Here is a 13,746-nt window from a genome sequence, read left to right on the forward strand (position 1 = left end):
ATAGATGAAAAAAGAAAAAGTGACTCATGCTCCGTCAGAAAATGCAACACAGAGAAAACGGATTTGTAAAAAGAGTCAAACGGAGAAAATCAGATTGGAGAATGAGCGAAAATGAAAAAAGCCTGCGGAATTCCGCAAGCTTTTTCTTTAAATCGCTGCCTGGCTCTTAGCATTTTCATATACATCAAGCGCGGCCTGAAGCGCTTTTCCCGCTTCGATCACTGCGCCGTGTCTGAGAAGCACAGCTTCTAATCCTGCAAGGACAAACAGTACGTTTTCTCTTCTGCAGCTGTAGCCCATCGTACCAATTCTCCAAATCTTTCCGGCTAAAGGGCCGAATGAGCTGGCGATTTCGATTCCGAACTGTGCCAAAAGCATATGGCGGACCGACTCTCCGTCCATGCCGTCCGGGATTTGCACACAGGTGACAACAGGCATTTTGCAGCTCTCATCCCCAAACAGCTTCAGCCCCATCGCCTTAATCCCGGCGATTAATGCGGCCTCATGGTATTGATGCCGCTCGAAACGTGCTTCGAGTCCTTCATCAAGCACCAGTCTCACGCCCTCACGCAAGGCATAAAGCATCGTCGTCGCTTCTGTATGATGATTGAGCCGCCGTTCGCTCCAATAATCCTCAAGCTGGCTCAAATCAAAATAATTGCTGGTGATCGGACGATTTCCGGTAAGCGGCGCCTTGTCTGCCTGAGTCGCAATTCCGCGTTCCACCTTTTTGCGCGCCGCAATGATGTCCGCCACCCGTTCATTATATGTAATCGGCGCCATCCCCGACGGAACAGACAAACACTTTTGCGTGCCGCCGATAGCTGCGTCAATGTTCCATTCATCCACTTTCACCTCGCATCCCCCAATTGTCGCTACCGCATCGACAATAAACAGTGCATCCCAAGCACGGCACGCTTCTCCAATCGCTTTCAGCGGATGGATTCGGCCAGTTGATGTTTCCCCGTGCACCATCGCCACAATTTTCGGCTTCACCTTTTTCATTTCCCGTATAATATCCTCAGGGTCAAAAACCGTTCCCCACTCACACTCAATCGTATGAACATTCGCCCCGTACCGCTCAGCGATTTCAGTCAGCAAAAAGCCAAAGCGTCCGTATATCGGAATAAGCACGTCATCTCCCGGTTCAATGACACTCGCTAACACCGCTTCGATTCCCGCCCGGGAGGTGCCGTCAATCGGATACGCCCAGCGATTTTTCGTTTGAAATAATTCTCGGAGCATCTCCATCGTTTCATTCATGATATCGGTAAACGCCGGATCAAATTGGCCGACAACCGGCGTGCTCATCACTCTTAATACACGCGGATCGACCTCTACAGGCCCCGGTGTCATAATCGTTCTTAACGGTGTACATAATTCTTTTCTGCCTGACACAGCCATTCCTCCTTCATCAGTAAGCCAGTTTGTATAATAAATTAGTCAATGTGCGGACGCCGATCTCAAGCTGACGTGCAGAAGTAAACTCCTTCGGCGAATGGCTGATGCCGCCTCTGCTCGGCACAAACAGCATACAAGCGGGGCAGCTCCTTCCGATCATTTGCGCATCATGCCCTGCCCCGCTCACCATTTCTTCACAGCTGATACCGTTTTCTGCCGCTGTCTCAAGAGCCTTGGCAGAAAGCGTTTTGTCCATCGGCACAGGCTCTATCCGCATATATTCATCAATCATGGCGTGAATCCCTTTTTTGTTACAAATGCCGTTGATGACAGCAGTCATTTCTTCATGAAAATGCTCCAGTACACACTGATTTTGATGTCGAATATCGATTGAAAACTGCACCCATCCAGGTATGACATTGGCCACATTGGGCTGCACCGTCATTTTTCCGCATGTCAGACGAAGCTCATCCGGCTGTTCTTCAGCGCGAAACAGCAGTTCATGAATCACTCGGCTGCTGGCTGCGAGCGGGTCCTTGCGCCACTTCATGGAGGTGGTCCCTGCGTGGTTGCATTCTCCCTCAAGCGTAATCAGATATCTCCTCTGCCCGACTATACTTGTCACCACACCGAGATCTCGTCCTGACATTTCAAGCGTCTGTCCTTGTTCAATGTGAATTTCAATAAAAGCGTTGATATCTGTCCTGTGCGCTGACGGATACACGCCTCTGCCAAAACCGTTGTCATGCATCGCCTCTTGTAATGAAACACCTGATCCGTCTCTCGGTACTTCCGCATGCTTCAATGACAAAGCACCCATCATATTCCCTGATCCCCAGTATGTCATCGGAAAACGGCTGCCCTCTTCCTCACATAAAGACACGGCCTCAAGCGTTTTTTTCGGCGCTCCATATGTTTCTTTGAGCTGCTTTAAAGCAAGCATTGCCGCAAGCACGCCATATGAGCCGTCATACTTTCCCCCATTGATCACCGTATCGATATGTGAGCCGGCTAAAATCACTTCATCCAGAGACTGGGTGCCCTGAAGCCTTCCAAAGACATTGCCGACGTCGTCAAATCTGGCGTCAAGCCCAAATGCCGACATCTCCTCTTTCACGGCGAGCTGCGCGTCCATCCACTCCTTGGTGTACAAAAGTCTCGTCACTCCGCCATCAGCAGACGCACCGAATTGGGCAAGCCAATCGATGTAATCAGCGATGCCGCTTTCTACTGAAAGCCTCTGCTTTTCCATGTGCTTCCTCCTCTGGCCGTTATGGTGACTTCATTATAGAGGGAGGAAGACGTATAGTTCATCAGCACATAAACCAAAAAAACGTTTGTTTTTTGGTCATAATAACCAGCCTGCCATTCCATTTTAGGAATAGCAGCCAGTAAGGAAGAGAGTCAATAGGCAGCGATGGATTAAAAAAACAGCGAGAGGAAAAAGTGGTTCTAAAGATTTATTGTATGAACTAGCGAAAAACACGGGAAGGCAATGCTTTCAGTGAAGCAGCACTCGATCAAGGAACAGCGCTTGCCAAAACTCAGCGGGAGCAATAACGCGGACTAAAGATCCTGGAACAATAGAGTTCCGCCTCCTCCAAAGTTACTAATTTACAAATTTAATAAAAAATATACAAAATGACACTTCTAACCTTTATCTCAATTTTAGATAATAGACATGATCTGATCTAAAGGAGGGCAAGTGATGACAAAAAAAGCAAGGTTTCTGCCGCTCGTCTGTGTATTACTGATTTCCGGATGGTTTGCGCCCTCTGCCTCAGCAAGCGCGCAAACCGGATTGAACCTGAATGGCCGTGCAGCTACTTCTTCCGCAGCCTCCGGAGGCATTCTCACATTAGTCTCTCCCGCTGCACCATACGCCGACACAGACACCTATTATGAAGGTGCTGAAGGAAAAAGCGGAGAGGCGTTAAAAAGCGCGCTGCACCGCATCATTAGCGGACATACGATGCTGTCTTACAGCGAGGTATGGAACGCGCTGAAAGAAACAGATGCAGATCCGGCCAATCCGAATAACGTCATCCTGCTCTATACGAATGAATCCCGTTCGAAAAACCTGAACGGCGGCAATGTCGGGGACTGGAACCGGGAGCATGTCTGGGCGAAATCCCATGGCGATTTTGGTACAAGCAAAGGGCCCGGCACTGATATTCATCACTTGCGTCCAGCAGACGTCCAAGTAAACAGTGCCAGAGGCAACATGGACTTTGACAACGGCGGCAACGAGTATGCGAAAGCACCCGGAAATTATTATGACGGAGATTCTTGGGAGCCCCGCGATGATGTGAAAGGCGATGTCGCCCGCATGCTGTTTTACATGGCTGTCCGTTACGAAGGAGATGACGGCTACCCTGACCTTGAGCTCAATGATAGGACAGGAAACGGCTCTGCTCCTTATCATGGAAAACAATCCGCCTTGCTTGAATGGAATAGGCAGGACCCTGTTGATGCCCGCGAAAGAAAAAGAAATGAAATCATTTATGAAAAATATCAGCACAACCGAAATCCATTTATCGATCACCCTGAATGGGCAGACGACATTTGGCCGTAAGAAAAAGGTGCTCCCCCGAAGGGAGCACCTTTTCTAATACACAGCCTGTTCCGTTTCAGCATCGAAAAAGACGGCGTGATCCATTTTCACCGCCAGCTGAATTGTATCGCCCGCGGAGATTCGATTGCCGCCATCCAGGCGAACCGTGAGCCGCTCGTTCCCGGCGCTGACATGCACAATCAGCTCAGATCCCAAATTTTCATTCACTTCCACCGTCGCTTTAAACACAGAATCAAACAGCCGGTCATTTCCAGTCATTTGTGCGATGTGCTCCGGCCGTACACCGGCTGTCATCGGTTGTCCGGCATAGCCTTTTTTCTTCAGCCGTTTTGCCTTTTCTTCAGGGATATGAAGCCGGATCGAAGGGTTTGTGAAAAACAGCTCGCCATGGTGCTCTTCAATCATGCCTTTGAAAAAGTTCATTCCGGGAGAGCCAATAAACCCGGCCACGAACAGGTTTGCCGGATAATGATAGATATCATGAGGCTTGGCCACTTGCTGAATTTTACCTTCATTCATGACGACAATCCGATCGCCCATCGTCATCGCTTCAGTCTGATCATGGGTGACATAGATAATGGTTGCTTCTAGCCGCTGGTGAAGCTTGCTGATTTCTGTCCGCATTGTCACTCTCAGCTTCGCATCAAGATTAGAAAGCGGCTCGTCCATTAAAAAGACCTTTGGTTCCCGCACAATTGATCTGCCAAGCGCCACCCTTTGCCGCTGGCCGCCGGAAAGTGCCTTCGGTTTTCTCTTCAGCAAATGCTCAATCTCCAAAATGTTTGCAGCTGCATGCACCCGCTCGGCAATTTCTTGTTTCGGCATTTTTCTAAGCTTCAGTCCAAATGCCATGTTATCGAAAACAGTCATATGCGGATACAGCGCATAGTTTTGGAACACCATCGCGATATCACGCTCCTTCGGCGGAAGATCATTGACCCGTTCCCCATCGATGAAGAGGCTTCCTTCCGAAATGCTTTCCAGCCCAGCCACCATCCGCAGGGTTGTCGATTTGCCGCATCCTGACGGCCCCACCAGCACCAAAAGCTCTTTATCTTTTACATCTAAATCAAAGTCCTTCACCGTTAATTGTGAATGATATGATTTTTTGACATGTTCAAATGTTAATGAAGCCATCAGAAAACTCCCCCCGTCTTTTTTTCTCCGTTATTTCGTCACTGGAAACAACTCGGTCTTTCTGTTATTTTTAGAGTAATCGATTCCCATATTTGCTATATTTCTAAAACAAAAAACGCAAATTTGTATTATAACGTCATAATACATTATAATATAAATAATAGCTTAAAAGGAGGCTACCCCTTGTTAAACAATGGAAGTTCAACACCTTTATACATTCAGCTAAAACAAATCATAACAGATGACATTAAAAAGGGCTTGTATTCCCCGGCTGCCAAGCTGCCCACAGAAAACGAGCTTTGCAGCAAGTATAATGTCAGCCGCATTACCGTCAGAAAAGCCATTCTCGATCTGGTCGAAGAAGGCTATCTGATCAGGCAGCAGGGAAAAGGAACGTTCGTTAAAAGCCCTAAATTGAAGAGAGAGCTGATCGCAGTAAACGGCTACTCGGAATTTATGGAATCAACCGGAAAAAAACCGAAGCACCAGGTTCTGTCCCATGAAATCATTCCAGCATCGAAACCGATCGCCGAAAAGCTTCAGATCAATCCCGAGAGCCCTGTCGTTGAATTAAAACGGATTTTATATAACGATGATCAGCCGCTCACCTTTGAGATCACGCATTACCCGCTGGACATGTTTCCTGCCATCAATACGTTTATTGCTGACGGTGTATCTATGCATGATATTTTAAAGCAGCAATACCAAGTTGTTCCCACTCACAATACAAAACTATTAAATGTTGTCTATGCCCAGCAGGAGGAAAGCAAATACTTAGATTGCGATATCGGGGATGCGCTGTTTGAAATCGATAAAACCGCATTTACCTCAAACGATCAGCCGATCTACTGCTCACTGTTTTTGATGCACACAAACCGTGTCACATTTACAATCAACAGTCCCTACACATGACAGGCATAAAAAACGAGACACTGCTTATAGTATTCTCGTTTTTTCACTGCTTCCCCCTTCCTCCAGGCGATAGGGATAGCCATAGCCGAATGCCCCGTACACTCCGCATGTTTTCGCAGCTGTTTCCGCTCCTTGGCGCAAAGCGTTCATCATATCCTGCTTCTCACAAAACGCAGTCAAAAATCCCGCGATAAATGAATCTCCCGCTCCGAGTGTGTCTATTATATCAGCTTCCACAATCGGCTGATGATAGATTCGGTCTCCCGCAGACAGGATCGCCCCTTGCCCGCCGCGGGTCATGCAAACGATTTTTGCTCCGTACTCATGTGCCTTTTTGGCAAGCTGGCCGCACTCCGTCTCACTCAAATCGCTTCCTGAAAAGAACGCGTACGTCACATAAGGACAGACCTTTTTCAAATACTCATCCTCTCGATTTGTTGAAAAATCAAAAGAGACCGGGATCAGCCCGCACAGCTGCGGCAAATCGTTCTCAAGCCTGCTGTACACACTGGTATGCAGCAGATCATGCCCGCTGATAAAAGATAAGTCCTTTTCCTGAAACACAAGACGGAGACGCGACTGGATGCCGCCCTTATTCGATCGGACAAAGGTCCGGTCCCCCTGTTCATCAAGGGTAACGATTGCCATTCCGTTTTCCCCATGCGCCTGGCGAATAAAATCAGCGTTGACCTTCTCCAATTTCAGCACATTCAGCAGATGAGCCGCGGCTTCGTCATTGCCAACGATTCCGATATAAGAAGACTCATGCCCGAGCCGTTTTGCAAGCACTGCGACATTTAAGGCATTTCCTCCCGGATAGAATGTTTCTTGATCCTGATAGTAGTCTACAACGTTGTCTCCAACAGCAATTAATTTCATTATGCTTCCTCCTTTATCCTTTTACACTTCCGCTTGCAATCCCGCGGACAAAATATTTCTGCATAAATAAAAATAGAATAATAATCGGCGCGGCAGAAATCGTTAATCCCGCCAGCAAGACGCCCCAATCCGTCTGCAGTGCATCTCGGAACTGCATCAGCCCCGCTGGAATGGTCCGCAAATTCTCGTCATCTATGAAAATAATCGCAAACATAAACTCATTCCACGTATGGTAAGCTGTCAGAATACCCGACGTCACTAAAATCGGCACACTCATTGGTAAGAAAATTCTGAAAAATACTCCGAAACTCGTACACCCATCTAAATAAGCCGCCTCTTCTAATTCTTTAGAAATAGAAAGAAAATAAGAGCGGATTAAAATGATGGTAAATGGAATCCGATAAGCCGCATAAGGCAAAATCAAAGCCCAATACGTATTGTAAAGCCCAAGCGACTGAATAATGGAATAAAGCGGCACAAGACTGACCTGAGGCGTCAGCATCAAACCGCCAAGACAAAGCACCAAAAAGAACCCTCTTCCTTTAAACTCTAACCTCGAAAGCCCGTACGCCGCCCATGCGCTGATAAAAACAGTAATCACACATGTCAGCGCCGTCACGATCACACTGTTCATAAAATAAGAAGAAATCCCCTGATTCCAGGCGGACACAAAGTTCTCCGGATGCCACGAAGACGGCAGCGACCAGCTGTTCTCAAAAATATCATCCGAGCTTTTAAAGGCGCTCATGACCATCCATAAAAGCGGATAAGCAATCGCGATAAGATAAAGAAACAGAAAAACCCATACAGACGTTTCTCCGATATACCATTTTCGCCTCGGCTTTCTTTTCACCTCGATGTGCCGGTCAGGCACAGGCTCTAATCTGAACGAATCTGTCTTCTTTTGAGGCAGCATCTGTTAATCCTCCTTTCCGGTTTTAAAGAACTTCATTTGCATGAGCGACAAAGCAAGCGTAATGAGTAACACAACAGTGGCAATCGCTGAAGCATAGCCCATCATATCCTTTGTAAAGGCGCTTTTATATAAGAATGTGCTTAATACCTCAGAAGCGTTTCCCGGTCCGCCGCCTGTCAAAATGTACGGCTCGTTAAACACTGTAAAAGCGCCTGTCAGCGTCATCACCACCGCAACAAAAGACATCTCTTTCGTCTGGGGAATGGTAATGTGAAAAAACTGCTGAATTTTCCCCGCACCGTCAAGCCGCGCCGCTTCATACAGTTCATCCGGTATTTTTTGAATCGACACAATATACAGCATCGCAATATAACCGACAGACTGCCACTGCGATACAAAGATGACAGAAAGCATAGCCGTGCTGTCCTCCCCGAGCCATGCCCTCGTCAGCTGATCCAGCCCGATTGCCTGAAGCAGCTGATTCAAAAGCCCCGTCTCAGGGTTGTAAATAAAATCAAATAAAAGCGCGATAACCGTCATTGAGATGACAACCGGCAAAAAGAAAACGGTACGAAAAAAAGGCGACCATTTTCTGACCAGCTTATCCTCAAGCACCGCCGCCAAAATCAAACCGCCAAACACCTGGCATATAATTGAGATCACTGCGTAGAGCACGTTATTCGTGAGGGCTTGATAAAAGACAGGATCACGAAATAATTCAACATAGTTCTTCAATCCGATAAACGTTTTTTCCGGAGAAAAAGAGCTCCATTGAAACAGACTGAGAAAGACATTCTCAAAAATCGGGATATAAACGAAAAGTAGAAAAACAAGAGCCGGCAGTAAAAACAAATAGGGGATTATTCTATTTTGGTTGACCAAGGATAACTCATCTCCTTTATAAAAAGAAAAGGTGCGTCGCTTCACCTTTTCTTTGATTTATTCAGCTGACGCCTTCACTTGCTTGGCTGCTTTTTGGACGGCTTTCATGACTTGCTCCGGTGTCATGTCGCCGCCAAGCATTTGCTGGACGCTTGTTAAGTACACATCTGCGATTTCAACATCAACATCCATATCGAACCACGGAACCATTGATTTGGCATCTACGATATGCTGAACGGCTTCACGCTGAATGGCTGTAGAATTTTCTTCGGTTGCCGTTCCTTGCACCGCACTGTATTTGCCAACGTCTTTAACGAGCTTTTCACCCATTTTTTTCGACGTCAGAAATTGCAAAAATTCCACTGCTTCCTTCGGATGTTTTGTTTTCGAAGAAATCATAAATCCTTCAGGCGCCCCCGTTAACGCTTCTGAAGATCCTTTTTGCCCGCTGATTTCAGGGAATGAGAACATCCCTAGATTCACTGGCTCGACCAGTTTGATTTCAGCCGTTTCCGCATATATCATCGCCGACTTTCCGCTCTTAAATTGCTGTCTCACATATTCATGGTCGACGGAATTTACATGTTTATTGAAGTAAGGCATCAGTTCCTGCAGCTTTTCAAGTGCTTTCACATAGCCTTCATCGGTAAATTCACCCGTTTTGGCGTTATAATCCTTTTCTCTTGTTTTTTCATCGACCATCCGCTGATTCAGCGTGCCGATATAATGTGAGATTGTCCAAGGCGCTTTTGTTCCGAAACTGATCGGCGTATAGCCATTTTCTTTCAGCTTCTTGGAGACATCGATGAGTTCATCCCAAGTCGCCGGGGGCTCTAAATTGAGCTTTTTAAAAATATCTTTATTATAGAAAAATGATTTAGCGTCCATTTGCCACGGCACGCCATATTGTTTGTTTTCATACGTAAATGGTGTAACTTGCGATTGAACGAGCTGCGATGACCAATCTGTATCATCTTTGTAGTAGGACGAGAGATCAAGTGCTTTATTTCCTCTGATAAATTTAAAAGCAAACTCGTCACTCCATGAGAAGTAAATATCAGGAGGGCTGCTGGTTCCCAGCATAACTTTAATTTTATCTTTATAGGAGTCATTCAAAACCGCTTCAGTTTGAATGTCGATATCCGGATGCTCTTTTTCAAATTCCTTTACAACCTCTTCAAAATACCTTTTTTCCGGCTCCTTCGGCCATCTGTGGAAAAATTTCAATGTCACCTTTCCATCCGCTGAACTGCTCTGGCTCGAACAGCCCGCAATGGTGAGCATACTGACAGCTGCAATGATCAAAAATAAAAACATTTTCTTCAAAGGGTTGGCCTCCTCTGGACATTAGACTATAATGTTATATAACATTATAGTCTAATGCATAATGGTTCCTCTTTTTCAGATCAATACTCAACTTTCCACATGTATCTTCTATGAGATAAAGGATGATTTCTCGCTTCTGCCAAAGCGTCCGCATAGCTTCTCAGCACACGGTTAAGAACAAGCGGAGCAAGGTAGCCTTTTACTGAATCGTCAATTGCAGTGAAGTCGTAAGATGCGGCATCGAGCACAGTCAGCTTTTTGCCATATTTTTTCGAGAAGGTAAGCGCCCGCTCTTCAAGAGGCCTTGTTTCATCTAAACCGAGCAGGATGATAAACGGCACGGATTCATCAATAATTTCAAACGGTCCGTGAAAATATTCTCCGGCATGAATGGCGTGGGAATGAATCCATTGCATTTCCATGAGAATGCAGATGCTGTAGGAGTAAGCGACACCGTAGTTTGCACCGCTTGCCATTGTATAAATGATGCTTTCTTTTTCATGTGCTTTTGCAAATTGCTGTGCGTTGTCTGCTTCTTGCTTAAGGGCTTCATCATACACAGCCTGCAATTGATCTAAACCTTCTATTGCTTGTTCAAATGTCGTATTGTTTTCTAATACCTGCAAAGCGCCGAAAACGATTTGATATAGAACGCCATAGTTCGTATTGATCGCCTGCGCCTCATCACCCCAGTCATAATGGGCTACATATTGCGCTTCCTGTGCTAAAGGAGACTCCGGCTTATACGTCATTGCAATCGTAAGCGCGCCTTTGCTTCTCGCAAATGCAGCGGCTTTTACCGTTTCCGGGGTATTTCCCGAATGCGAGCACAAAATGACAAGAGACTTTTCACCAAGCTGAACAGGGTTTCGCTGAATAAATTCATTAGAGCTGTAAAGGTCAGAGCTGATTGATTTTGACTCCCTGTCAAACACATATTTACTCGGATACATGATGGCCGAAGACCCTCCGCATGCGACAAAGAATACATGGTCAATGGTTTTTCCTTTCAAATCCTGCAAGAAAGCTTGAACCTCACGATTAACTTTTGCTGTGACCTGACTCAAATCCTTCACTCCTCGTTTTTATTATATAACGTTATATAACATTATATATTGTTATATTAAAGTCCGCAGCTTGGATTGTCAATATCATTTTCTGAAATTTCTCAATAATTTAATTAGGTGATAGACAACAGGCCTACGTGTAGAAAAATGCCAAATCAAAAAGCCAGAACTTAACATAAGCTCTGGCTTCACTGCTCAATCCGCAGACTGACTTCTTATTTAAAAAATACCTTGTCTATATTGTACTTCGAGTGCTGTGTATTGATGATATAGGTTTCGTAAATTTCTCTTTCCATTGGATCTTCAACTACACATACTTCAATTTTATAAACTTCGTCTCTGTGATTTTTGATCGGTGAGACAGTGTCTTCAAAATGCTTTTTAATTCTCTGTCTTAACTTTCTGGCTTTACCGACAAACAGCAGCTCGTCATGAATGTTGTAAAACATGAAGATGCCGCCTTTATCCCTTGGTATCTGGTGAAAGTCAATGAACCCGTGAATCGCCTTTATTTTCGGTTCGTTATGATTGGCTGACTGCTGTCGCTCGGTGATCGTCACATTCGGTGCGGGTATATCAATTTTTATCAAAATCAGTTCACGTCCTCTTTTTCATTAAAGATAAATGCTAACACAGACAGGAAAGAAAAGCTAGAACAGCTTTATTATATTTGTTTGTCATGCCTTTCATTATTATGCAAGCGCTCCGGCAAGATCATAAGGGCTAAGGTCTATTTCTGTCGGCTTTCCGAGAACTAGCTTTGCGAGCTCTGAACCGAGAAACGGCCCCATCGTTAATCCCGACGCGCCTAAACCGTTAGCGGCGTAAAGTCCTTGAACATTCGGCACGGCACCCACCACTGGCAGAAACCCCGGTGTAAACGGTCTGAAGCCCACTCTTGTTTCAATGACTGTGCTGTCAGCAAGCCCCGGGGCTGCGGCAAGTGCTTTGCTCAAGACTTCATGCTGTCCCCCTGCTGTCACACGCAGGTCTTTAAGATCGGCCTCATTTTCATGGGTGGCGCCTGCTACAATTCTGCCGTCATCAAAGGACAGAATATACTGATCATTCGGCGGCATCACCACCGGCCACGATCCGGTATCTGCGCCAGAGATTTCAAAATGCATAATCTGCGCCTTCTGAAAGGACACTTGAAAATGAATGCCCAGAGGCTTCATCAATTCATTGGCCCATGCCCCTCCAGTCACGATCACATTATCAGCCTCAAACTGCTGCTTGTCTGCTTGGACACCGGTGACTCTTCCGTTCCCAAAAAGCAAGGACGCGTTTCCTTTTACAATGACTGCACCATGTTTCTCGGCAGCATTTAAAAGCGACCGGCATAGCGCCCTCCCGTTCACACGAGCGGCGCCGCTGATATGAACCGATTCATAGCCATCAGCTAAAATGGGAAACAGCTTTTTCGTTTCACTCGCAGACAAACGGGTGATGTCACCGATCTCCGGCGCATCCTCGCGTCTCTTATACGCCCGCTCCTCCATCTTATCGAGCTTCATCGCATCAGTGTGAATGCTGATCGCACCGACACGCTTGTATCCGGTGTCTGTTTCTCCGTCCTCTTCCAATTGATTGATTAAATCATTATAATATCGCGCTCCGCCCTTAGCGAGCTGATACCAATCCTGATTGCGGCGCTGCGACAGCCAAGGACAGACGATTCCCGCCGCCGCATCCGTAGCTTGTCCCGGTTCCTTCCGGTCAATCACCGTAACCCGGGCTCCTGATTTTGCGAGATGATAAGCCGTCGATGCACCTAGTATGCCTGCGCCGACGATGATGTAAGACTTCATATGCAAACACCTTTTCTTTTATAATATCTATTCATTTTACCAAATAGAGTGCTTTCCTTCGACCTTTAGCCCCAATGTGGAAAAACCGCGAAGTTCGTCCAATCTCTTCACTCTCCTATTGAATATCCTGTCACTATCAATAGAGAAAGGATGATACCATGAGCGAAAATCGTCATGAAAATGAAGAAAACCAAAAGCGCAATGTATCAGTTGCTAAAGTTGAAAACAGCGGCAATGCAAAAGTCGTAGTCAACGTGAATACAGATCAGGATCAGGCACAGGCACAGTCTCAAGACGGAGAAGAGTAATGAACGAGAATATCATTCCTATCAACAGACATACTCAAGATATGCCTAGCAATGGATCTATGATCGAAAACAGCGGCAACTCAGAAGTCCATATCGAAATCCACATTGATACAATGCCGATCGCCTTTGCCATTTTATGCTCAGCATTAGCCGCAAAACAGATGTCAAAAGAGGAATTTGACACGGCTTATACGCAATTACGAGAGATGAACAATGGATATCACAATGGCACATCTGTAAAGCAAATCATCAATCAGGAGAATGAAGTGTAGAAACCGCGGGCCCCCTCGGCCTGCGGATTTTCTTCTGCATACATAAAAGGACGCAACTGGTAACCAGTCACGTCCTTTTCAAAAGAAAATTAACCGATTGAACCTTCCGTTTCGAACTTGATTAATTTTGCTCGAAATGGTACGAAATGATTTATAAAAGGCGCCCAAACCCTTGATATAAAGCCATTTCTTCAAATGGTTTAAAATAGATTATAATCTCAACTTAGCACGGTGTTGGCATGGGCTGAAGTCACATGATA

14 protein-coding genes are annotated in these 13,746 nt (G+C 45.9%); 4 read left to right on the forward strand and 10 right to left on the reverse strand.

Annotation, left to right across the window (positions count from 1 at the left end; genetic code table 11):
- Window positions 1-147: 147 nt before the first annotated feature.
- Together NSS75_RS17480 and allC are read right to left on the reverse strand one after the other, a co-directional pair.
- Window positions 148-1,398 carry an alanine--glyoxylate aminotransferase family protein gene (locus NSS75_RS17480; RefSeq protein ID WP_216393837.1) on the reverse strand — a complete coding sequence of 417 codons (1,251 nt, stop codon included), beginning with the start codon at window positions 1,396-1,398 and terminating at the stop codon, window positions 148-150.
- 16 nt (window positions 1,399-1,414) lie between these two features.
- Window positions 1,415-2,653 carry an allantoate deiminase gene (allC, locus tag NSS75_RS17485; protein ID WP_268498679.1) on the reverse strand — a complete coding sequence of 413 codons (1,239 nt, stop codon included), beginning with the start codon at window positions 2,651-2,653 and terminating at the stop codon, window positions 1,415-1,417.
- A 456-nt stretch (window positions 2,654-3,109) separates the two neighbouring features.
- On the opposite strand from allC, the gene NSS75_RS17490 reads away from it, so the two are divergent.
- Window positions 3,110-3,976 carry an endonuclease gene (locus NSS75_RS17490; RefSeq protein ID WP_024122754.1) on the forward strand — a complete coding sequence of 289 codons (867 nt, stop codon included), beginning with the start codon at window positions 3,110-3,112 and terminating at the stop codon, window positions 3,974-3,976.
- 33 nt (window positions 3,977-4,009) lie between these two features.
- Here the strand turns inward: NSS75_RS17490 and ugpC are convergent, their stop codons facing one another.
- Window positions 4,010-5,113 (reverse strand): sn-glycerol-3-phosphate ABC transporter ATP-binding protein UgpC, encoded by a 1,104-nt coding sequence (ugpC, locus tag NSS75_RS17495; protein WP_339234140.1) that lies wholly within the window; start codon window positions 5,111-5,113, stop codon window positions 4,010-4,012.
- Between the two features lie 183 nt (window positions 5,114-5,296).
- On the opposite strand from ugpC, the gene frlR reads away from it, so the two are divergent.
- Window positions 5,297-6,025 carry a transcriptional regulator FrlR gene (gene frlR, locus NSS75_RS17500; protein WP_024122756.1) on the forward strand — a complete coding sequence of 243 codons (729 nt, stop codon included), beginning with the start codon at window positions 5,297-5,299 and terminating at the stop codon, window positions 6,023-6,025.
- 24 nt (window positions 6,026-6,049) lie between these two features.
- Here frlR and NSS75_RS17505 read toward each other — a convergent pair whose 3' ends face one another.
- From NSS75_RS17505 to NSS75_RS17535, 7 genes are all read right to left on the reverse strand, one after another.
- Entirely contained in the window at window positions 6,050-6,904 is an 855-nt protein-coding gene (locus NSS75_RS17505; protein ID WP_268498677.1) for a fructoselysine 6-kinase, read from the reverse strand.
- Window positions 6,905-6,917: 13 nt separating this feature from the next.
- Window positions 6,918-7,820: a carbohydrate ABC transporter permease gene (locus NSS75_RS17510; protein ID WP_339234144.1), complete on the reverse strand. Its 903-nt coding sequence runs from the start codon at window positions 7,818-7,820 to the stop codon at window positions 6,918-6,920.
- Between the two features lie 3 nt (window positions 7,821-7,823).
- Window positions 7,824-8,702, reverse strand: coding sequence for a sugar ABC transporter permease (locus NSS75_RS17515; RefSeq protein WP_101859987.1), 879 nt, complete (start codon window positions 8,700-8,702; stop codon window positions 7,824-7,826).
- A gap of 57 nt (window positions 8,703-8,759) precedes the next feature.
- A complete protein-coding gene (locus NSS75_RS17520; protein WP_024122760.1) occupies window positions 8,760-10,028 on the reverse strand; it encodes an ABC transporter substrate-binding protein in 1,269 nt (422 codons plus the stop codon).
- Window positions 10,029-10,108: 80 nt separating this feature from the next.
- Entirely contained in the window at window positions 10,109-11,095 is a 987-nt protein-coding gene (frlB, locus tag NSS75_RS17525) for a fructosamine deglycase FrlB (RefSeq protein ID WP_339234150.1), read from the reverse strand.
- 215 nt (window positions 11,096-11,310) lie between these two features.
- The gene (locus NSS75_RS17530) at window positions 11,311-11,685 is read right to left on the reverse strand and encodes a nucleotide excision repair endonuclease (RefSeq protein ID WP_024122762.1); all 375 of its coding nucleotides are present in this window, start codon (window positions 11,683-11,685) and stop codon (window positions 11,311-11,313) included.
- Window positions 11,686-11,787: 102 nt separating this feature from the next.
- Window positions 11,788-12,906: an FAD-binding oxidoreductase gene (locus NSS75_RS17535; protein ID WP_268498675.1), complete on the reverse strand. Its 1,119-nt coding sequence runs from the start codon at window positions 12,904-12,906 to the stop codon at window positions 11,788-11,790.
- A gap of 158 nt (window positions 12,907-13,064) precedes the next feature.
- Between NSS75_RS17535 and NSS75_RS17540 the strand changes: the two genes are divergently transcribed.
- A complete protein-coding gene (locus NSS75_RS17540; RefSeq protein ID WP_003240873.1) occupies window positions 13,065-13,214 on the forward strand; it encodes a hypothetical protein in 150 nt (49 codons plus the stop codon).
- Window positions 13,214-13,486 (forward strand): hypothetical protein, encoded by a 273-nt coding sequence (locus NSS75_RS17545; RefSeq protein WP_024122765.1) that lies wholly within the window; start codon window positions 13,214-13,216, stop codon window positions 13,484-13,486. The genes NSS75_RS17540 and NSS75_RS17545 overlap by 1 nt, the downstream gene beginning before the upstream one ends.
- Window positions 13,487-13,746 lie beyond the last annotated feature (260 nt).

This window comes from Bacillus sp. FSL K6-1012, from assembly GCF_037964915.1.
Lineage (GTDB): Bacteria > Bacillota > Bacilli > Bacillales > Bacillaceae > Bacillus > Bacillus halotolerans.

Excerpts from the sequence above, each read along its gene's own strand:
- allC (WP_268498679.1), bottom strand. The coding sequence starts at position 2,653 with ATGGAAAAGCAGAGGCTTTCAGTAGAAAGCGGCATCGCTGATTACATC.
- NSS75_RS17490 (WP_024122754.1), top strand. The coding sequence starts at position 3,110 with ATGACAAAAAAAGCAAGGTTTCTGCCGCTCGTCTGTGTATTACTGATT.
- ugpC (WP_339234140.1), bottom strand. The coding sequence starts at position 5,113 with ATGGCTTCATTAACATTTGAACATGTCAAAAAATCATATCATTCACAA.
- NSS75_RS17505 (WP_268498677.1), bottom strand. The coding sequence starts at position 6,904 with ATGAAATTAATTGCTGTTGGAGACAACGTTGTAGACTACTATCAGGAT.
- NSS75_RS17510 (WP_339234144.1), bottom strand. The coding sequence starts at position 7,820 with ATGCTGCCTCAAAAGAAGACAGATTCGTTCAGATTAGAGCCTGTGCCT.
- NSS75_RS17535 (WP_268498675.1), bottom strand. The coding sequence starts at position 12,906 with ATGAAGTCTTACATCATCGTCGGCGCAGGCATACTAGGTGCATCGACG.
- NSS75_RS17540 (WP_003240873.1), top strand. The coding sequence starts at position 13,065 with ATGAGCGAAAATCGTCATGAAAATGAAGAAAACCAAAAGCGCAATGTA.
- NSS75_RS17545 (WP_024122765.1), top strand. The coding sequence starts at position 13,214 with ATGAACGAGAATATCATTCCTATCAACAGACATACTCAAGATATGCCT.